Source organism: Luteimonas dalianensis (assembly GCF_049339425.1).
In the GTDB taxonomy this organism is placed as follows: Bacteria; Pseudomonadota; Gammaproteobacteria; order Xanthomonadales; family Xanthomonadaceae; genus Luteimonas; species Luteimonas dalianensis.
Window position 1 is genome coordinate 14,675 of record NZ_JBMPPO010000004.1, and the last position, 18,571, is coordinate 33,245.

General features: G+C 70.5%; 17 protein-coding genes. 6 read left to right on the top strand and 11 right to left on the bottom strand.

From position 1 onward, the window contains the following. Positions 1-77 precede the first annotated feature (77 nt). The 6 genes from gcvT to hemP all read right to left on the bottom strand — a co-directional run bounded on the left by gcvT (position 78) and on the right by hemP (position 6,163). On the bottom strand, positions 78-1,184 hold the full coding sequence (gene gcvT, locus ACOZ90_RS06735) for a glycine cleavage system aminomethyltransferase GcvT (RefSeq protein ID WP_422892883.1): 1,107 nt from the start codon (positions 1,182-1,184) through the stop codon (positions 78-80). Between the two features lie 32 nt (positions 1,185-1,216). After that, the gene (locus tag ACOZ90_RS06740) at positions 1,217-1,681 is read right to left on the bottom strand and encodes an NfeD family protein (RefSeq protein ID WP_422892884.1); all 465 of its coding nucleotides are present in this window, start codon (positions 1,679-1,681) and stop codon (positions 1,217-1,219) included. A gap of 2 nt (positions 1,682-1,683) precedes the next feature. After that, the gene (locus ACOZ90_RS06745) at positions 1,684-2,643 is read right to left on the bottom strand and encodes an SPFH domain-containing protein (protein WP_422892885.1); all 960 of its coding nucleotides are present in this window, start codon (positions 2,641-2,643) and stop codon (positions 1,684-1,686) included. A gap of 80 nt (positions 2,644-2,723) precedes the next feature. Beyond that, the gene (locus ACOZ90_RS06750) at positions 2,724-3,692 is read right to left on the bottom strand and encodes a DUF6607 family protein (RefSeq protein ID WP_422892886.1); all 969 of its coding nucleotides are present in this window, start codon (positions 3,690-3,692) and stop codon (positions 2,724-2,726) included. 35 nt (positions 3,693-3,727) lie between these two features. Next, positions 3,728-5,950: a TonB-dependent hemoglobin/transferrin/lactoferrin family receptor gene (locus ACOZ90_RS06755; protein WP_422892887.1), complete on the bottom strand. Its 2,223-nt coding sequence runs from the start codon at positions 5,948-5,950 to the stop codon at positions 3,728-3,730. Positions 5,951-6,052: 102 nt separating this feature from the next. Continuing rightward, positions 6,053-6,163 (bottom strand): hemin uptake protein HemP, encoded by a 111-nt coding sequence (hemP, locus tag ACOZ90_RS06760; protein ID WP_422892889.1) that lies wholly within the window; start codon positions 6,161-6,163, stop codon positions 6,053-6,055. Between the two features lie 227 nt (positions 6,164-6,390). Here hemP and ACOZ90_RS06765 point away from each other — a divergent pair, with 227 nt between their 5' ends. From ACOZ90_RS06765 to dusB, 5 genes are all read left to right on the top strand, one after another. Beyond that, a complete protein-coding gene (locus ACOZ90_RS06765; protein ID WP_422892890.1) occupies positions 6,391-7,524 on the top strand; it encodes a GGDEF domain-containing protein in 1,134 nt (377 codons plus the stop codon). Positions 7,525-7,626: 102 nt separating this feature from the next. Then, positions 7,627-9,126: a NupC/NupG family nucleoside CNT transporter gene (locus tag ACOZ90_RS06770; RefSeq protein ID WP_422892891.1), complete on the top strand. Its 1,500-nt coding sequence runs from the start codon at positions 7,627-7,629 to the stop codon at positions 9,124-9,126. 12 nt (positions 9,127-9,138) lie between these two features. Beyond that, positions 9,139-10,107, top strand: a complete 969-nt coding sequence (locus ACOZ90_RS06775; RefSeq protein ID WP_422892892.1) for a ribokinase — start codon at positions 9,139-9,141, stop codon at positions 10,105-10,107. 57 nt (positions 10,108-10,164) lie between these two features. Then, a complete protein-coding gene (locus ACOZ90_RS06780; protein ID WP_422892893.1) occupies positions 10,165-11,265 on the top strand; it encodes an AI-2E family transporter in 1,101 nt (366 codons plus the stop codon). Between the two features lie 28 nt (positions 11,266-11,293). After that, the gene (gene dusB, locus ACOZ90_RS06785) at positions 11,294-12,292 is read left to right on the top strand and encodes a tRNA dihydrouridine synthase DusB (RefSeq protein ID WP_422892894.1); all 999 of its coding nucleotides are present in this window, start codon (positions 11,294-11,296) and stop codon (positions 12,290-12,292) included. A gap of 19 nt (positions 12,293-12,311) precedes the next feature. Here dusB and ACOZ90_RS06790 read toward each other — a convergent pair whose 3' ends face one another. The 4 genes from ACOZ90_RS06790 to ACOZ90_RS06805 form a co-directional block, all read right to left on the bottom strand. Then, positions 12,312-13,364 carry a metal-dependent hydrolase gene (locus ACOZ90_RS06790; protein WP_422892895.1) on the bottom strand — a complete coding sequence of 351 codons (1,053 nt, stop codon included), beginning with the start codon at positions 13,362-13,364 and terminating at the stop codon, positions 12,312-12,314. Between the two features lie 28 nt (positions 13,365-13,392). After that, complete coding sequence (locus ACOZ90_RS06795; RefSeq protein WP_422892896.1) at positions 13,393-14,214, bottom strand: UDP-2,3-diacylglucosamine diphosphatase; 822 nt, start codon at positions 14,212-14,214, stop codon at positions 13,393-13,395. Then, complete coding sequence (locus ACOZ90_RS06800; RefSeq protein ID WP_479724351.1) at positions 14,214-15,158, bottom strand: GNAT family N-acyltransferase; 945 nt, start codon at positions 15,156-15,158, stop codon at positions 14,214-14,216. The genes ACOZ90_RS06795 and ACOZ90_RS06800 overlap by 1 nt, the downstream gene beginning before the upstream one ends. 110 nt (positions 15,159-15,268) lie before the next feature. Beyond that, a complete protein-coding gene (locus ACOZ90_RS06805) occupies positions 15,269-16,078 on the bottom strand; it encodes a UPF0149 family protein (protein ID WP_422892897.1) in 810 nt (269 codons plus the stop codon). A gap of 132 nt (positions 16,079-16,210) precedes the next feature. Between ACOZ90_RS06805 and metK the strand changes: the two genes are divergently transcribed. Continuing rightward, entirely contained in the window at positions 16,211-17,449 is a 1,239-nt protein-coding gene (gene metK, locus ACOZ90_RS06810) for a methionine adenosyltransferase (protein ID WP_422892898.1), read from the top strand. 224 nt (positions 17,450-17,673) lie between these two features. On the opposite strand, the gene sucD is transcribed toward metK, so the two are convergent. Beyond that, positions 17,674-18,552, bottom strand: coding sequence for a succinate--CoA ligase subunit alpha (sucD, locus tag ACOZ90_RS06815; protein ID WP_422892899.1), 879 nt, complete (start codon positions 18,550-18,552; stop codon positions 17,674-17,676). Positions 18,553-18,571 lie beyond the last annotated feature (19 nt).

The window sequence follows — 18,571 nt, forward strand, 5'->3', positions numbered from 1 at the left end:
GGATCACGTGGGTTGGGAAGGAACGCGCCTAGTGTAGCCAAGGAGCCGGCCGGGATGGCAGTCCGGCCGGCCTGGAATCACTCCGCGATGCCGGGCTGGACCTGGCCTTCGCGCACGAACGGATAGCGCACCAGGCGCAGCGGGACCTCGCGCCCGCGCAGGTCCACGCGGACCTGGCCCGGCTCGCCGGCGGGGACGCGCGCGAACGCGATCGCCTTGCCGATGGTGGGCGAGAAGGTGCCCGAGAGGACCTGGCCCTCGCCGGCATCGGTCAGCACGCGCTGGCCGTGGCGCAGCACGCCGCGTTCGTCCATGACCAGGCCGACCAGCTGCTGCGGCACGCCCGCGGCCTTCTGCTGCTCAAGCACCTGGCGGCCGATGAAATCGCGGCCTTCGTCCAGCGACACCGTCCAGCCCAGGGCGGCAACGTACGGCGTGACTTCCTCGTCCATGTCCTGGCCGTAGAGGTTCATGCCCGCCTCCAGCCGCAGGGTGTCGCGGGCGGCCAGGCCGGCCGGCTTCACCCCGGCTTCGGCCAGGGCGTTCCAGAACGCGACCGCGCCGTCTTCTGGCAGGACGACCTCGAAGCCGTCCTCGCCGGTGTAGCCGGTGCGGGCGATGAACAGCGGCACGCCTTCGGCCGAGGCCACGTCCAGCGCGGCGAACTTGCCCAGCGCCGTGACCCGCTCGCGGTCGCCGTCGGCCACCAGGCCGATCACCGCGTCGCGCGCCTGCGGGCCCTGCACGGCGATGATCGCCAGCTCCGGGCGCTCCCTCACCTGCACGTCGAAACCCTTTGCCTGGGCCTCGATCCACGCCATGTCCTTGTCGCGCGTGGCGGCGTTGGACACGATGCGGTAGTTGTCTTCACCGAGCAGGTAGACGATCAGGTCGTCGATCACCCCGCCCTGCTCGTTGAGCATGCACGAGTACAGCGCCTTGCCCGGCTTTTTCAGCTTGTCGATCGAATTGGCCAGCAGCCTGCGCAGGAATCCCCGCGCCTGCGGGCCGGACAGGTCGATCACGGTCATGTGGCTGACGTCGAACATCCCTGCCGCGCGCCGGACCTGGTGGTGCTCCTCGATCTGCGAGCCGTAGTTGAGCGGCATGTCCCAGCCGCCGAAGTCGACCATCTTCGCGCCCTGGGCGCGGTGGGTGTCGTTGAGCACGGTCCTGCGGAGCATGGCTTACCTGTCGAGTGGGGCGGGGACCGGCATTATCCCAGATGCGGACCGGCGGGGCCGGCGGCGGGCTCCGCTCGCACCTGCAGGTTGCTGCCGTCGGTGCCGACCACGCGCACGGGCGTACCCGCCGGCAGGTCCGGGCCCTGCACGGTCCAGAACGCGTCGCCGATCTTCACCCGGCCACTGCCGGCCTCGATCGCGCGCTCCAGCGGCACCACCCGCCCCACGTGCTGGGACGCCCGGCGGTTGAGCGTGGGCCGGTCGCTCTCGCGCGCCCGCTGCCGGAACCACTTCCGGTAGACCTGGATCGACACGAAGCTGAGCACCACGAAGGCCGCGATCTGCACCAGCAGCGGGATCCCCGGCACCACCAGCACCGCCAGGAACACCGCCGCGGCGGCAAAGCCCATCCACAGCATGAAGGCGCCGGGCGCCAGCGCCTCGGCCGCAAACAGCAGCAGCGCCACCGCCGCCCAGGCCACCACGTCCCAGCGCACGGTCAGCCTCCCCGCCGCGCGGCGACCCGGGCCTGGGTCTCGTTCTGCTGCTTGCCCAGCGCTTCGCGGGCAAGCTCGGCCACGCCGGCGATCGAGCCGATGATGCCGCTGGCCTCCATTGGCATCAGCACGAATTTCTGGTTGGGCGCGGTTGCCAGCTTTTCGAACGCCTCCACGTACTTCTGGGCAACGAAATAATTGATCGCCTGCACGTCGCCCTGGGCGATCGCCTCGGACACCATGCGGGTGGCGTTGGCCTCGGCCTCGGCCAGCCGCTCGCGGGCCTCGGCCTCGCGGAACGCGGCCTCCTTCTCGCCTTCCGCCTCCAGGATCGCGGCCTGCTTCTCGCCCTCGGCGCGCAGGATCTCGGACTGGCGGTGGCCTTCGGCCTCCAGGATCACCGCCCTGCGGTCGCGCTCGGCCTTCATCTGCCGTGCCATCGAGTCGACCAGGTCGCGCGGCGGCGCGATGTCGCGGATCTCGATGCGGGTGACCTTCACCCCCCAAGGGCTGGTGGCGTGGTCGACCACGTCCAGCAGCCTGGCGTTGATGCTCTCGCGGTTGGACAGCGATTCGTCCAGGTCCATCGAGCCAATCACGGTGCGGATGTTGGTCTGCACCAGGGCGATCGTGGCCACTTCGAGGTTGGCCACTTCATACGCCGCCTTGGCCGCGTCCAGCACCTGGAAGAACACCACCCCGTCCACCCGCACCACCGCGTTGTCCTTGGTGATGACGTCCTGGCTGGGTACGTCCAGCACCTGCTCCATCATGTTGATCTTGCTGCCCACGCCGTACACCACCGGGATCAGGAAGTGCAGCCCCGGATCCATGGTGTGGGTGTACTTGCCGAAGCGCTCAACCGTCCACTCGTAGCCCTGCGGCACCATGCGCACGGTCTTGAACAGCACGATCACGCCGGCCACCAGCAGCACGGCCGCCAGGAATCCACTCGCCCCCATCGATCCTCTCCCCTTGGACCCGCCGGTTGGCGGACGGCGGAAGTATAGGGCCGGGGCGTGCCACCGGGGGCGCAGGGAGGCTACCCTGCCGCGGCCCGGGCGCCGGCTTCCACCGGCTCCACCCATTCATCAAACGCCGCATCGATCTCGGCGTCGCCGACCTGTTCGCCCTCCTCCACGCGCCCGGCCTGCTCGAACAGCGGCATGATCAGCTCCATGCCGTCGACGCCGGTCTTCAGGCGCATGCCCGGCCCCTGCCACAGCAGCGCGTCCCAGCGCTCGCGCACCCGGGCCCAGTAGCCGGCGGTCGCATCCCAGTAGGCGTACGCCGGCGCGAACTCGAGCTCGTCGGTACGGATGTAGTCGTTGAAGCCGACCTCGCGCGCGATCGTGCGCTCGGTGCTGCCATCGGCCCGCCGCACCACCTTGGTGTTGTCCTGCTCGTGGGTCCAGCCGCCGGCGACAATGGTGTGGCGGTTCTCCACGTTGAGCGCGTTGTAGTCGTCGCGCCTGGTGTACTCGCGCCGCGGCAGCGGGCGCCAGGTACGGTCCGAGGTCCAGGTGGCCACCCCGTAACGGTGGTTCCAGCGCCCGGTGCCGCAGTAGCGCGGCGCGTCGTTGACCTCGTACACGCACTGGGTCCAGGCGCCCCTGCTGACTTCGGCCGGGATGTCGCGCAGCTGCCAGGTCAGCTCGTCGGTGAACTCCCACCGCTGCGGCGCCTCGTAGATCCAGTCCTGGCGCCAGTGCTTGGTCACATGCCCGGTCGGCTGGTGCACCAGGATGTGCTGCAGCACGACCTTGCCGGGCGAGTCCTCGACCACGATGACGACCTCGTCGCCGCCGCTGCGCTGCGGCTCCATGCGCTCGTAGCCTTCGGCCAGGAGCACGGTTTCATCGAACATGAAGTCCACCGTGTATTCGCCCTGCATGGCCAGGATCGACTCGCGGTCGCGCTGCGGGTCGGGCGGCAGGGGTTCGGAGGCCGCGGCGACGCCGCAGGACAGCAGCGGCAGCAGTGCCAGCTTGAAAAGCAGTTCCGGTTTCATGGGCAGGGTCCTCGTCTGGATGTGTTGCGGAAGAATCAAAGCTCCACCGAAAGGCTGACCGCGACGCTGCGGCCGGGGGAGGTGTAGCGGTCCAGCACGCCGCTGGTGGCAACGGCCAGCGGCAGGTCTCCGGCCGCCCAGTACCTGCGGTCGGCGAGATTGCGCACGCCCGCGTTCACCCGCAGGCCAGGCGCGAATTCCCAGTGCGCGTACAGGTCGAACACGGCGTGGCCGGGGGTGCGGTACAGCTCGGGGTCGGACACGCGGTCCTTCCTTGCCACGAAGCGGCCGGCCAGCTCGGCGCCCCAGCCGCCGGCGTCATATGCCACGCCGAGGGTCGCGGTGGGCGGGTCCACCGAGTCCAGCGGCACGCCGGCGGTGCGGTCCTCCCCGCGCGACCACGCCGCCGCGCCGCGCAGCGACCACCCGTGCCAAGCCGGCGACAGCGCGCCCAGGTCCACGCCCGCCTTCAGCTCTGCGCCGCGGATGCGCGCCTCGGACACATTTTGCGACTGGAATACCATCAGCCCCTGGCCGTCGAAGCCGACGAAGCGCAGCGACTCGATGAAGTCCTCGTAGCGGTTGTAATACCCGGTCAGCCCCGCGTACACCGCCTCCCCGGCGTAGCGCGCGCCGGCTTCGAGCCCGTCGCTGGTCTCCGGCCGCAGGTCCGGATTGGCGATCGCGGTGTAGCCGAACATGACGTTGGTAAAGCCGATATTGACGTCGCTGTAGGGCGGCGCCCGGAAACCGCCCGCGTAGCCGCCGAAAAGCGACCAGCCGCCGTCGAACTGCCACACCGCGCCGAGCTTGGGCGAGACCTGGGTCCGGGTGAGGTCGCTGACCCCGGCCCCCGGGTTGTCCCCGGCAAAGATGTCGTCCAGCTCCGGCCGCAGCTCGTAGCGATCCACGCGCACCCCCGGCACCAGCCGGAATCCGCTGTCGCCAAAGACAATCTCGTCCTGGGCGTAGAGCGCGTACGTCGTCGTCGTGCTGACCGGGAAGTCGCGCACCGGGAACACGTCCGGCAGCATCGCGCTGCTGGTGGCGCCGGTCACCAGGTTGGTCACCAGCCCGTCGCGCTTCTGCCGGGTTTCGGTGCGCGAGGCGTCGATGCCCCAGGTCAGGTCGTGGCGGGCGCCACCGGTGGCGAAAGCCTTGTAGAAGTTGGCCTGCAGCCCGTACGCGCGCTGGTCGAAGTTGAAGCTGCGCTCGCGCCGCTCCCGGGCCTCGCCGGCGGTGATCCGCTCCTCCAGGGTGTCCTGGGTGGTCTCGCTGTCCTGGCGGTACACCTGCCAGTCCAGCGCGTCGGCAAAGCCCGTGCCCAGCCCGCCGATCTCGTGCGCCAGCGCCACCCGCGCGCGGGTCTGGTGGTCGTCCGCGCGCACCGCGGTATTGACCGCGCCGGTCAGCCCCTGCAGGCCGAGCATGCTCAGCATGTCGGTTTCGGCGCTGTCCTCGTTGCCCTCCACGGTCAGCCGCAGGCGCTGGCGGGCGCTGGGCTCGAACACCAGCTTGGCCAGCACGCTGCGGCCGTCGCGATCCTGCGGGTTGGGCGCGGTGCGGGCGGAGCCGGCGCTGTCGTTGCCGCCCATGTTCTCCGTCTCCCGGCCCTGGCGGTGGCCCACCGCCACCAGCCCCGACCAGCGCTCGCCGCCAAGTGCCGCGGTGGCGCCTGCGAACAGGCCGTCCCAGTCGCTCTCCACGCCCAGCCTGAAGCCAAGGTGGGCATCCCTGCCCGGCTCCAGATAGTCCGAAGGGTCCCTGGTCACAAACGACACCACCCCGCCCAGCGCATCAGAGCCGTACAGCGAACTGCCCGGCCCACGCACCACTTCGACCCGCTTAAGCGTGTCCAGGTCGACGAAGTTGCGGTTGGCGTTTGAAAAACTGCCGATCTCGAACGCATCCGACACCGGGATGCCGTCGGTGAGGATGCGCACCCGGTTGCCGCCCAGGCCGCGGATGCGGATGTCGCCGATGCCGAAGCGCCCGTAGGAGCCGGTCACCGTCACCCCCGGCTCGTAGCGGAACAGGTCTTTCAGGTCGCGCACCAGCAGCACGTCCATGCGCTCGCGCTCGATCACGTCCACGGTGTTGGGCACGTCGAGGATCGCGCGCTCGTTGCGGGTGGCGGTGACCACGACCCGATGGAAGTCGACCGCATCCGCGGCGGGATCCGCCTCGGGGCGGGTATCGGCAAAGGCGGCACCGGAAAAGGCCACGCACAGTGGCAGCAACAGGCGGGTTGGACGCATCGCAGGCTCGCTCGGGGGAAGGCGGGCGGCGGCTGGCGTCCGGCGGGGCCGGGTTGCGGGCGTGCCTTGGAACAGCGGGCGCGCGGAAGGCGCCCGCCCGGTTTACTTGGTGAGGATCAGCTTGCCGTTGCGGGTATGGCGCAGGCGGTAGCACTCGCCGGCGTGGCGGATCAGGACTTCGCGCCGGCCCTGCAGCAGGCAGGCGCTGTCCACCTCGCAATCGCACTGGGCCGTCGATGCGCCCCCGGGGGACACTTGGCCCGGGGAGCGGCGGACGAGCTGGAACTCAACGTGCGGATTGGCGACGGCCATTGGGGGCGTCCTCGGCGAATCGGGAAATTTAATGTTAATGATTATCATTTGACTGTCAACGGCAAGGCGCGTCCCAGGGGCCACCGGGCCCGGGGCGCTATGCTGCGCCGGGGATTGGGAGACCGGACATGCTGGACGCGAGCAAGCGCCCATCCAGGATCATCAGCGAACTGCTGGCCCGGCCCGACCAGCTGGCGCTGGAGATGGGCGCCGGGGGCGAGCTGCTGGTGGCACGCGTACGCGCCGCCGCCTGCGCCATTGCGCTGCTGCTGCCGCTGCTGGCCCTGCTGGGCGGCAGTACCGTGCACGAGGCGATGATCGGGCTGGTGGCGGCGGTGGTGGTCAACATCGTGGCCCAGGTCTGGCTGGCCCTGGCCCGCAACGCCCGCCGCCATCCATGGCTGCCGCACGCCACCAGCATCTGGGACGTGACCGCCACCAGCGGCGTGCTGGTGGCGCTGACCGGCTACGACCCGGTGGCGGGCATCGGCAGCCTGGTGGTGTGGTGCTTCTACGTGATCGCGATCGTGCTCACCGCGCTGCGCCACGACGGCCGCCTCACCCTGTACATCGGCGGGCTTGCGATAGTGCAGTACGCGCTGATCGGCTGGGCGGTGTTCGCCCTCACCCCCGACCCGCTGCTGGTCTCGGTGGAGTACGGCACCGCCACGCCGGGCGGACAGGTGCAACGGGTGGTGCTGCTACTGATCGTCACCGTGGTGACGGCCACCATCGTCTACCGCATGCAGCGGCTGGTGGCGATGTCCGGCCGCGACGGGCTGACCGGCCTGCCCAACCGCGCCTGGCTGCTGCAGAGCATGCCGCGCATCTTCGACTCGGTGCGCGCCGGCGGCGGCTCGCTGACGCTGGCGCTGCTGGATCTGGACGGCTTCCGCAGGATCAACGACGAGTCCGGCCACCAGGGCGGCGACCGCGCCATCCGCCAGGTCGCCGCCGAGCTGGAAGGGATGCTGGAGGAGAACGAGCACCTGGCGCGGATCGGCGGCCAGGAGTTCGTGCTGCTGCTGGCGTCTCCGATCGGCAGCGCGTGGGAACGTCTGGACCGGATGCGGCGCAGCCTGGCCGAGCGCCCGTTCCTGGGCGGCCGCGGCGCCGATCCGCAGCAACTCACCTTCAGCGCCGGCCTGGCCTCCTGGCCGCAGGACGGCGCCTCGACCTCGCAGCTGCTGCGCTCGGCCGACCGGCGCCTGCAGCAGGCCAAGCAGGCCGGCCGCAACCGGGTGGTCGCGCGCGACGGCTGAGCCCGGCATGCCCCGCGCGGGGCTGCGGCAGGGTGCAAATGTTGCCGCGATCGCCCCGCCTCGCCTACCCTGCGCGATCGATCACGGTCCCGGGGACAGCGGATGGAAGGTTTGATGCGGGTCGGCTTCGGCCTCCTGGGACTGGCTGTTCTGCTGGCGATCACCTGGCTGTTCTCCGACAACAAGCGCGGCGTGTCGTGGCCGCTGGTCGCCACCGGGGTGGTGCTGCAGATCGTGTTCGCGGGCCTGGTGCTGCTTGGCGACACCTTCCTGGCCTGGCTGGGCTCGGTCAGCCCGCCGGTGCTGCAGTGGCTGCCGCGGCTGGCGATCGCCGGCTGGGCCGCCACCGCGCTGCTGGTGCTGGCCGAGGCCCTCGCCCGGCGCAACGGCGCCGCTCCCCAGGCCCCGGCACGCTTCAGCCGCGGCGCGCTGAAGGTCGCGGCCGTGGCCGCGGTGCTGTCGGCTCCCTACTTCGGCGCGGTGATCGGCGCGGTGTCGCGCGGTTTCGTGCTCCTGCTCGGCTTCACCGCGGAAGGCGCGACGTTCATCTTCGGCGACCTCATGGACACCTCGCGCTTCGGCTTCATCTTCGCCTTCCAGGTGCTGCCCACCATCATCTTCTTCGCCAGTCTGATGAGCGTGCTCTACCACCTGGGGATCATGCAGAAGATCGTGGAGGCGATGGCCTGGGGCATGACCCGGCTGATGCGCGTGTCCGGCGCGGAAACGCTGGCGGTGAGCGCCAACACCTTCGTCGGCCAGACCGAGGCGCCGCTGGTGATCCGGCCCTACGTGGCGAAGATGACCCAGTCCGAACTGCTCACGGTGATGGTGTCGGGGATGGCGACGATCGCCGGCGGCGTGCTTGGCGCCTTCGTCATCCTGCTGGGCGGTGACGATCCTGCCCAGCAGGCCTATTTCGCCCGCCACCTGATCACCGCCAGCGTGATGGCGGCGCCGGCGACGATCGTGATCGCCAAGATCCTCAAGCCCGAGACCGAAACCCCGCTGACCCGGGGCAGCGTGGCCATCGAGGTGGAAAAGACCACCGCCAACGTGATCGACGCGGCGGCCTCCGGCGCCGCCGACGGCCTCAAGCTGGCGCTCAACGTGGGCGCGATGCTGCTGGCGTTCATCGCCCTGATCGCCCTGCTCAACGCGCCGCTGGTGTGGCTGGGCGAGGCCACCGGCCTGCAGGAGGTGATGGGCCGGCCGACCGACCTATCGGCGCTGCTGGGCGTGCTGCTCTCGCCGCTGGCCTGGGTCATCGGCGTGCCCTGGCAGGACGCGCACACCATCGGCGGGCTGATCGGCACCAAGCTGGTGCTCAACGAGTTCGTCGCCTACGTGCAGCTGGGCGAGATCATCCGTGGCAACGTCGAGGGCGTGAGCCTGACCCCGCAGGGCACCGTGATCGCGACCTACGCGCTGTGCGGCTTCGCCAACTTCAGCTCGATCGCGATCCAGATCGGCGGCGTTGGCGGCATCGCCCCCAACCGGCGCGCGGATCTGGCCAGGTTCGGCCTGCGCGCGGTGCTGGGCGGCTCGATCGTGACCCTGATGACCGCCACCATCGCCGGCATGCTGACGCAGTTCGTCTGAGGAGCACGCGCCATGGGCCGGGTCGTGGTGGTGGGTTCGTTCAACGTCGACCACGTGTGGCGGGCGCCGCGGCTGCCGCACCCCGGCGAGACCCTGGCCGGCGAGTACTCCACCGGCCCGGGCGGCAAGGGCTTCAACCAGGCGGTGGCCGCGCGGCGGGCGGGTGCGGACACCGTGTTCCTGTGCGCGATCGGCGCCGATGCCGGCGGCGCGCTGGCCCGCTCGCTGGCCGAGGCGGACGGGATCGACCTGCGCCCGGCCGCCAGCGCGGCGCCCACCGGCACCGCCGGGATCTACGTTGACGGGGCCGGCCGCAACAGCATCGTGATCGGCGCCGGCGCGAACGCCGACCTGGACATCGCCTTCATCGATTCCCAGGCCGCGGCGCTGGGCGCGGCGGCGGCGGTGGTTCTGGCCCAGCTGGAGTCACCGGCGGACAGTATCCTGCAGGCGCTGCGGACGGGCCGCTCCGGCGGGGCCACCACCGTGCTCAACCCCGCCCCGGCCAACGCCGACTGCCCGGCCGGCCTGCTGGCCGCCAGCGACGTGCTGACGCCCAATGAAACCGAGTTCGCCGCCCTGCTCGCGGCCCACGCCGGCGAGCAGATCGATGCCGCCAAGGTGGCCACGATGGACGATGCCCGGCTGCATCGGCTCTGCCGCATCCTGCTGCCGCACGGCACGGTCGTGGTGACCCTGGGAGCGACAGGGGCCTTTATTTCCCACGCCCAAGGCGGGCTGCGCGGCGACGCGCATCCGTACCAGCGGGTGCCGGCAGCCAGCGTGCAGCCGGTCGACACCACCGGCGCGGGCGACGCCTTCAACGGCGCCCTCGCGGCCGGCCTGGCCATGGCGCCGCAGGCGCCGTTTGCCGGTCACGTCCACTACGCCGTACGCATGGCCGGGCTGGCAACCGAGCGCCCAGGGGCGGCTTCGGCGATGCCCTGGCGCGCCCAGGTGCTGGAGCGCTTCGGCGGCTGACGGGCAGCAGCCGGCGATCCCTGCTAACTTCCGACGCATCCAGCGCGACCACCGGCCATGAAAGACTCCTCACTGCACAACGGCGCCTTCCTGGTCGCGCTGGCCGGCGTCAGCCTCGCCTTCCTGTTCCTGCTGCGGCCGTTCTACGCGGCGATCTTCTGGGCGGCGGCGCTGGCGGTGCTGTTCTGGCCGATCCAGCAGTCGCTCCTCGCCCGCCTGTCCGGCCGCCGGACGCTGGCGGCGCTGTCCACGCTGCTGATCTGCGTGCTGATCGTGATCATCCCGATCTGGCTGATCACCATGTCGGTGATCCAGGAAGTGGCCCAGATCTACGCCCGCTTCACCCACGACGGCGGCTCCCTGGCGCAGCAGCTGCGAGGCATCGGTGCGCGCACGCCGTCGTGGGCGCTGGAGTGGCTGCAGCGGCTGGGCATCGACAACATGGCCGCGCTGCAGGAGCGCGCGGCCCAGGCCGCGACCCAGGCGCTGCAGTTCGTCGCCACCCAGGCGCTCAGCATCGGCCAGAACACCCTGCAGATGCTGGTCACCATCGCGGTCATGCTCTACCTGCTGTTCTTCTTTTTCCGCGACGGCGAGCGCATCGTCGGGCTGATCGAACAGGCGATTCCGATGGAGCGCGCCTACGTCGACGGCCTGGTCGCCAGGTTCAGTTCGGTGGTCAAGGCCACCATTCGCGGCAACCTCATCGTGGCCATGGTGCAGGGCGGGCTGGGCGGGATCCTGTTCTGGGCCGTCGGGGTGCCCGGCGCGGTTCTGTGGGGGGTGGTGATGACCTTCCTGTCGATGCTGCCGGCGGTAGGCTCCTGGCTGGTCTGGGGGCCGGTGGCGATCTGGCTGCTGGCCACCGGGTCTATCGTCAGGGGCGTGATCGTGATCGTGGTGGGCGCGGTGGTGATCGGCCTGATCGACAACATCCTGCGCCCGATCCTGGTCGGCCGCGAGACCCGGATGCCGGACTACCTGGTGCTGCTGTCTACCCTGGGCGGGCTGGCGATGTTCGGCCTGACCGGCTTCGTCGCCGGGCCGATGATCGCGGCGCTGTTCATCGCGCTGTGGGGGTTCTTCATCTCCCGCCGGCACCCGGCGGCCGAACCGCAGCTGTCCGCGCCCCCGGCGCAGGAGCCGCCGGAGCAATAGCCGCCGGGCCCGGCGGTACAATCGCCCGATGCGCATCGGCCCGCACCACATCCAGCCCAAGGTGATCCTGGCGCCCATGGCCGGGGTCACCGACAAGCCATTCCGGCAGCTGTGCAAGCGGCTGGGCGCGGGGCTGGCCGTGTCGGAGATGACCACCAGCGATCCGCGGCTGTGGAAGACCCGCAAGTCGCTGCAGCGCATGGATCACGCCGGTGAGCCCGACCCGGTCAGCGTGCAGATCGCCGGCACCGAGCCGGCGGCCATGGCCGAGGCTGCGCGCCACAACGCCGGCCAGGGCGCGCAGATCATCGACATCAACATGGGATGTCCGGCCAAGAAGGTGTGCAGCGCGTGGGCGGGCTCGGCGCTGATGCGCGACGAGGCGCTGGTGGGCCGGATCCTGGCAGCGGTGGTGGCCGCGGTCGAGGTGCCGGTGACGCTGAAGATCCGCACCGGCTGGGACGCCTGCCATCGCAACGCCCCGGTGATCGCGCGCATCGCCCAGGACAGCGGCATCGCCGCGCTGGCCGTGCACGGGCGCACCCGCGACCAGCACTACAAGGGGCAGGCCGAATACGACACCATCGCCGCGATCAAGGCCGCGCTGGCGATCCCGGTGATCGCCAACGGCGACATCGACTCGCCGCGCAAGGCCGCCGAAGTCCTGCGCCATACCGGCGCCGACGCGGTGATGATCGGCCGCGCGGCCCAGGGCCGGCCGTGGATCTTCCGCGAGGTCGCGCACTACCTGGCCACCGGCGAGCAGCTCCCCGAGCCGGCGCTGGTGGAGGTGCGCGACATCCTGATCGGACACCTGGAGTCGCTGCACGCCTTCCATGGCGAACAGGCCGGCGTGCGCATCGCCCGCAAGCACCTGGGCTGGTATGCCAAGGACAGGCCCGAAAACCAGGCCTTCCGCGCGGTGGTCAACCAGGCCCAGGCCGCCGACTCCCAGATCGCGCTGACCCGTGACTACTTCGACGCGCTGATCGCGGGCGTGCCTCCCGCCCTGCCCGTCGCCGCCTGACCGCGGCTTCTGCCGCCTGCTAAGGGCCAGGAGCGCCGATGCCCTGCACGGCGCCGGGTTCGTGTACCGGCGGCTGGTTCCAGATCCGCTCCCACATCACCGCCAGCTGGTCTCCGCGCGGCAGATCCCACCGCAGCTGCTCGGGCGGGATCGCGCGCCAGCCGCCGCCATCGGCCTCGGCCACGGCGAAGGTGAAGCTGTAGTCGGGCTCGGCGCCCATCCGCAGGTCGCTCAGCAGCAGCCGGCCGTCCTGCACCTGCGCCTTCATGAAGCCGTGGTTGAACCACGCCAGGCGCTGCAGCGCCGGAACGTGGCCCGCGTCCCCGAACGCCCGCACGTCCGATGCATGGTGGCGGAAGCGGATCGGCCCGCGGTCGGCCACCAGCGAGCGCTCACCCTCCACGAACCCGTCCGGCGTCATCGCCACCACCCGCCACAGCAGGGTGTTGAGCGGCATCGGCACCGAGAACCGCGGCGCGTCGGCCAGGCCGATCGCCGCCAGCGAACGCTGCGCCTCGCGCTCGACCATGGCCTTGGCCACCAGCGACCAGCCGATGTAGGCGGTGCTCAGCGCCAGCCCCGCCGCCAGCGCATTCCGCGCCGCAATGCGCGGGCCGGCGAACAGCGCCACCACCACCCCCAGCAGCAGCCACACCGTGTACGCCGGATCGACGATGAACAGGCTCGACCACATCACCGGCCGCACCGGCAGCGGCCACAGCAGCTGGGTGCCGTAGACGGTGAACGCGTCCAGCAGCGGATGGGTGACCAGCGCCAGCGTGATCGCCCAGAACCAGCGCCCCGGCGCCTGCGCGACCCGGCCGCCGCGGCGGCGGAAGAACCACCAGACCGCCCAGGCCACGAACGGCAGCACCAGCAGCGAATGGCTGGCGCCGCGGTGCAGGGTCATCAGCGCCACCGGGTCGTCGGTCAGCAGCCACAGCGGCAGCGAATCAAGATCCGGCAACGTGCCCAGCACGGCGCCGGCAGCAAGGGCGGCGCGGCGGTGGGCGGCGGGAACGGCGATGGCGGCGACCGAAGCGCCCAGCAGTATCTGGCTCAGCGAATCCATGCCGCCATTGTAGGGGGGAGGGCCCGGCTCAGGCCGCCCGGGCAAGCCCCCCGTCGTGCACCAGCCGCAGCCGCGGCGGCAGCTCGGCCAGCACCTCGCCAGTGTGGGCCAGCAGGCGCAGGCTGCCGTCGTGCGCCTCCGCCAGCGCGGTCAGGCTCTCCACCCAGTCGCCGTCGTTGGCGTAGATGAGGCCATCGCGCTCGACCAGCGCGGCGCGGTGGATGTGCCCGCACACGATCCCGTCCAGCCCGCGGGTGGCGGCATCGTCCAGCCCGGCCTGCACGAAGCGTTCGATATAGCGCTCGGCCGCCGTGCTGCGGCGCTTGAGGAACTCCGACAGCGACCAGTAGCGCATCCCCAGCTTCTGCCGCACCGCGTTGAGCATGCCGTTGCCGGTCAGGATCCGGTAATAGAGCCAGTCGCCGAACTTCTCCTGCAGCCCGCCGAAGTGGGTGATGCCGTCGTACTCGTCGCCATGCACCACCAGCAGCCGGCGGCCGTCGGCGGTGACGTGGATCGCGCGCCGGCGCACCTGCATCGCCGGCAGCATCAGCCCGCAGATGCTGCGCACCGGCCGGTCGTGGTTGCCGGGGATGTAGATGATCTCGGTGCCGGCGCGGTGCAGTTCCTGCAGCGCCTGGACGACCCGGCTGTGCGCCTGGTGCCAGCTGGCGCGGCGCCTGGCCATCCACCACAGGTCGACGATGTCGCCCACCAGGTACAGCCGCTCGCACTCCAGTCCCGACAGGAACCGCGCCTGCGCGTCGGCGTGGCAATGCCGCGAGCCCAGGTGCACGTCGGAGACGAACACCGTCCTTTGCCGGCCCGATCCAATCCCGGTTCCGCCCATCACCCGAATGCGGTCTGCGCGTCCAGGTCGCCGAAGCACGGCGGCGCCGCAAAGTATTCGAACGGGTTGGCGTGCCTGGCGAAGGTGTCGCCGGCGCCGTAGTAGCGCTGGTAGTACGCCACCAGCTGCTCGCGGGCCTGCAGCGGCAGCGCCGCGCTGATGGACACCGCGCCGAACAGGTAGCGCACCCCCGGGTACCGGCGCAGGTAGGCGCCGATGCCCTGCCACAGGTAGTCCAGGCTGCGGCTGCCCCAGTATTCGGGCGTCACGAAGCTGCGCCCCAGCTCAAGCCCCTCGGCGATCCGCGGGATCGCCGCGTCCTCGTAGCGGAACAGCGACGCCGTATACAGCCCGTCCAGCCCGCGCGCGGCCAGCACCCGCGCCCCGCGTGCGATCCGGTACGCGCCGGCGATCCGCTGCGCGGCGGCGTCCCAGACCACGATGTGCTGGTAGTGGGCGTCGTACGCATCCAAGTCCAGCCGCCGCCCGGTGCCCTCGCCGACCCTGCGGAAGGTCAGCTCGCGCAGCCGGCCGATCTCGCGCAGCAGCGGCGAGCCGGGGGCGCAGCTGGCCAGCCGGATCTGCATGCGGTCGGCGGTGCTGCCGAGCAGCTCGGTACCGGCGATCGCTTCTGCAACCAGCTCCGGCGGCACCGGCGCGTCCAGCGCGCCGGAGGGGTGGTTGGCAACCACCAGCAGCGCTCCCTGCGCCGGGATGCGCTCCAGGTCGGCATCGTCGATGCGGTAGCGCACGCCGAGGTGCGCAAGCGCCGCCGACACGAACGCGAAGCCGTCCAGGTGGCCGTGACCGGCCAGGAAGGCGTCGACCGCATCCAGCCGCGACCAGCGCCCTGCGGTGCGCAGCAGCGGTCGCGCGATGCGCGCCCGCCGGCCCCTGAACCAGTGCGGAAAGTTGCGTTGCAGTCGTTCTTCGACCTGAAGCATGCGCGCGGTCACCGGCCTCCAGCCGCCACGCATGCTGCGCCGTGGTCAAGACATCCGGATGGCAGCCGTGCGGCAGGTCGGTGACAGCGCGGCCGGGCCCGGCGCCCGGATCAGTGCAGGGTGGGCGCCCCGCAGCACTTCTTCCACTTGCGGCCGCTGCCGCACGGGCACTGATCGTTGCGACCGGGCTGCGGCTCGCGGCGGATCGGCTCGCTGCCGGCCGCCTGCTCCTCCATCCCCGACAGGTACAGGTCGTTCAGCAGTCCCGGCACCATGGTCAGCAGCCCCAGGCGCTCCTCCAGGCCGTAGCGCGCGTCCCAGTCCTCGCCCAGCTCCTCGGCCTGGCGGGGGTCGACCAGGGCCAGGCGCGAAAGATCCTGCAGGTCGGCGGCAAGGTCTTCGTCAGCCTGCATCCACTGCTCCCAGCCGTCCGAGCGCAGCGACATGCCCTGCAGGAAGCCCGACGTCCACAGCGCGCCGACCGGGAACTCGGGCGGGATGCCGTCGAACGGATCGGCATCGTCGGCCACTTCGTCCCCTTCGCCCTCCGTCTCCGGCTCGGGCAGCGCCAGCATCGGCAGCAGCATCATGCGCGCCTCCATCGCCTCGTCGGACTCGTCGTCATCGTCCGGGATCGGCTGCGCGATCCGCCAGGCGACGTGGTTCCAGAACCCCGTCAGCAGTTCGAGCGCACGCGACGCCTGCTCCCGGCCCGCCCACTGGTAGTCCTCTCCCACCACCGCGGCCAGGTACTCGCTGGGCATGGGCGCCGGGCCGGGGCCGGCGATCAGCGCGGAGAAATACCCGTCCAGCGCCTCCAGCGGCATGCCGCCGTGCCCGGCCCACTCATGGGCCAGCGCTTCCAGCTCCTCCAGCTCCTGCTCGCCGAGCTGCTCGTCGGGAATATGCATCTGTGTCATGTGTCGTGGGTCAGCGATGCGGGGGGCGGCCAGTTTAACCCCGCCCCAATGGCCTCCAGGCCATCATGCAATCCTGCCCCGCGGGCAGTATCATTCGCGACTATCTTTCCATCCGAATACAAGGATATGGCGATGTCGAGCTACCTCTTCACCTCCGAGTCGGTGTCCGAAGGCCATCCGGACAAGGTCGCCGACCAGATCTCCGACGCCGTGCTGGACGCCATGCTGGCCCAGGACAAGCGCGCCCGCGTGGCCTGCGAGACCCTGATCAAGACCGGCGTGGCGATCGTGGCCGGCGAGGTCACCACCTCGGCCTGGGTGGATCTGGAGGCGCTGGTGCGCCGGGTCATCACCGGCATCGGCTACGACAGCTCGCAGGTCGGCTTCGACGGCGAGACCTGCGGCGTGCTCAATCTGATCGGCAAGCAGTCCCAGCACATCGCCCAGGGCGTGGATCGCAGGAACCCCGAGCAGCAGGGCGCAGGCGACCAGGGCCTGATGTTCGGCTACGCCTGCAACGAGGCGCCCGAGTACATGCCGGCGCCGATCTACTACAGCCACCGCCTGGTCGAGCAGCAGGCCAAGGTGCGCAAGAAGCGCAATTCGCCGCTGCCGTGGCTGCGCCCGGACGCCAAGAGCCAGGTCACCCTGCGCTACGACGGCAACGAGATCGTCGGCCTGGACGCGGTGGTGCTTTCGACCCAGCACGATCCGGGCGTGAAGCAGAAGGACCTGGTGGAGGGCGTGCGCGAGCACATCCTCAAGCCGGTGCTGCCCAAGGCGTGGCTGGACGCGCTGCCCAAGAAGAAGCTGCACATCAACCCCACCGGCAAGTTCGAGATCGGCGGCCCGGTGGGCGACGCGGGCCTGACCGGGCGCAAGATCATCGTCGACACCTACGGCGGCATGGCCCGCCACGGCGGCGGCGCGTTCTCGGGCAAGGATCCCTCCAAGGTCGACCGCTCGGCCGCCTACGCGGCCCGCTACGTGGCCAAGAACGTGGTGGCCGCCGGCCTGGCCGACAAGTGCGAGGTGCAGCTGAGCTACGCCATCGGCGTGGCCGAGCCGACCTCGATCTCGGTCACCACCTTCGGCACCGGCCGCATCAGCGACGCGCAGATCGAAAAGCTGATCCGCGCCCACTTCGACCTGCGCCCGTACGGCATCGTCACCATGCTCGACCTGATCCACCCGGTCTACCAGCCGACCGCCGCCTACGGCCACTTCGGCCGCAAGCCGTTCGAGTACACCTACCGCTGGGACGAAACGGTGAACGGCGAGGTGGTGAAGAAGTCCGAGACCGCGACCGCCTTCAGCTGGGAAAAGACCGACCGCGCCGAGGCGCTGCGCAAGGCTGCGAAGCTGAAATAGGCTTTTTCCCGACAGGCGAAGAAAACGGGCTTGACGTGATGCGGGGGCACCGGGCGGGGGTGCCCTTCAGGCTCCATGTCCCCCGGCCTGCGCTGCGCTACGGCGGGGCCCGTCAGGTCACGGGCGAGCCAAAGCGAAGAAGCAGCACCCTAGGCCTGAAAGAAGACCCATGAAAAAGGCCGCCCTTCCGGGCGGCCTTTTCGCTGTCCTGCATTGGCGCGAGATCAGCCGTTGAGCAGCTTGGCGATCGCCGGCCCCAGGTCGCCGGGCGACTTGACCGTGGTCACGCCCGCCTTCTCCATCGCCGCGAACTTGCCCTCGGCCGTGCCCGAGCCGCCTGAGGCGATCGCACCGGCGTGGCCCATGCGCTTGCCCTTCGGCGCGCTGGCACCGGCGATGAAGCCCACCACCGGCTTGGTCACGTACTGGGCGATGAACTCGGCCGCCTCTTCCTCGGCGCTGCCGCCGATCTCGCCGACCATGATGATGCCCTCGGTCTGGGCGTCGTCCTGGAACAGCTTCAGACAGTCGATGAAGTTCAGGCCGTTGATCGGGTCGCCGCCAATGCCGATCACCGTCGACTGGCCCAGGCCCGCGTCGGTGGTCTGCTTGACCGCCTCATAGGTCAGCGTGCCCGAGCGCGACACGATCGCGATCTTGCCCGGCTGGTGGATATGGCCCGGCATGATGCCGATCTTGCACTCGCCCGGGGTGATGATGCCGGGGCAGTTCGGGCCCACCAGCACGGTGTCCGGGTAGGTGGTGACCAGGGTCTTCTTGACCCGCAGCATGTCCAGCACCGGGATGCCCTCGGTGATGCACACGATCACCTGGATGCCGGCCTCGGCCGCCTCCAGGATCGCGTCGGCCGCGAACGGCGGCGGCACGTAGATCACCGAGGCGTTGGCGCCGGTCTCGTTGACCGCGTCGGCCACGGTGTTGAACACGGGCAGGCCCAGGTGCTCGCTGCCGCCCTTGCCCGGGGTCACGCCGCCGACCACCTTGGTGCCGTATTCGAGCATCTGCTCGGCGTGGAAGGTGCCCTGCTGGCCGGTGAAGCCCTGCACGATCACCTTGGTTTCTTTGTTTACAAGAACGCTCATTTCGTCAGGATCCTTGGAG

Excerpts from the sequence above, each read along its gene's own strand:
- ACOZ90_RS06800 (WP_479724351.1), bottom strand. The coding sequence starts at position 15,158 with ATGCTTCAGGTCGAAGAACGACTGCAACGCAACTTTCCGCACTGGTTC.
- ACOZ90_RS06775 (WP_422892892.1), top strand. The coding sequence starts at position 9,139 with ATGGGCCGGGTCGTGGTGGTGGGTTCGTTCAACGTCGACCACGTGTGG.
- metK (WP_422892898.1), top strand. The coding sequence starts at position 16,211 with ATGTCGAGCTACCTCTTCACCTCCGAGTCGGTGTCCGAAGGCCATCCG.
- gcvT (WP_422892883.1), bottom strand. The coding sequence starts at position 1,184 with ATGCTCCGCAGGACCGTGCTCAACGACACCCACCGCGCCCAGGGCGCG.
- ACOZ90_RS06750 (WP_422892886.1), bottom strand. The coding sequence starts at position 3,692 with ATGAAACCGGAACTGCTTTTCAAGCTGGCACTGCTGCCGCTGCTGTCC.
- ACOZ90_RS06765 (WP_422892890.1), top strand. The coding sequence starts at position 6,391 with ATGCTGGACGCGAGCAAGCGCCCATCCAGGATCATCAGCGAACTGCTG.
- dusB (WP_422892894.1), top strand. The coding sequence starts at position 11,294 with ATGCGCATCGGCCCGCACCACATCCAGCCCAAGGTGATCCTGGCGCCC.
- ACOZ90_RS06755 (WP_422892887.1), bottom strand. The coding sequence starts at position 5,950 with ATGCGTCCAACCCGCCTGTTGCTGCCACTGTGCGTGGCCTTTTCCGGT.
- ACOZ90_RS06805 (WP_422892897.1), bottom strand. The coding sequence starts at position 16,078 with ATGACACAGATGCATATTCCCGACGAGCAGCTCGGCGAGCAGGAGCTG.
- ACOZ90_RS06790 (WP_422892895.1), bottom strand. The coding sequence starts at position 13,364 with ATGGATTCGCTGAGCCAGATACTGCTGGGCGCTTCGGTCGCCGCCATC.
- ACOZ90_RS06780 (WP_422892893.1), top strand. The coding sequence starts at position 10,165 with ATGAAAGACTCCTCACTGCACAACGGCGCCTTCCTGGTCGCGCTGGCC.
- ACOZ90_RS06745 (WP_422892885.1), bottom strand. The coding sequence starts at position 2,643 with ATGGGGGCGAGTGGATTCCTGGCGGCCGTGCTGCTGGTGGCCGGCGTG.
- ACOZ90_RS06795 (WP_422892896.1), bottom strand. The coding sequence starts at position 14,214 with ATGGGCGGAACCGGGATTGGATCGGGCCGGCAAAGGACGGTGTTCGTC.
- ACOZ90_RS06770 (WP_422892891.1), top strand. The coding sequence starts at position 7,627 with ATGGAAGGTTTGATGCGGGTCGGCTTCGGCCTCCTGGGACTGGCTGTT.
- sucD (WP_422892899.1), bottom strand. The coding sequence starts at position 18,552 with ATGAGCGTTCTTGTAAACAAAGAAACCAAGGTGATCGTGCAGGGCTTC.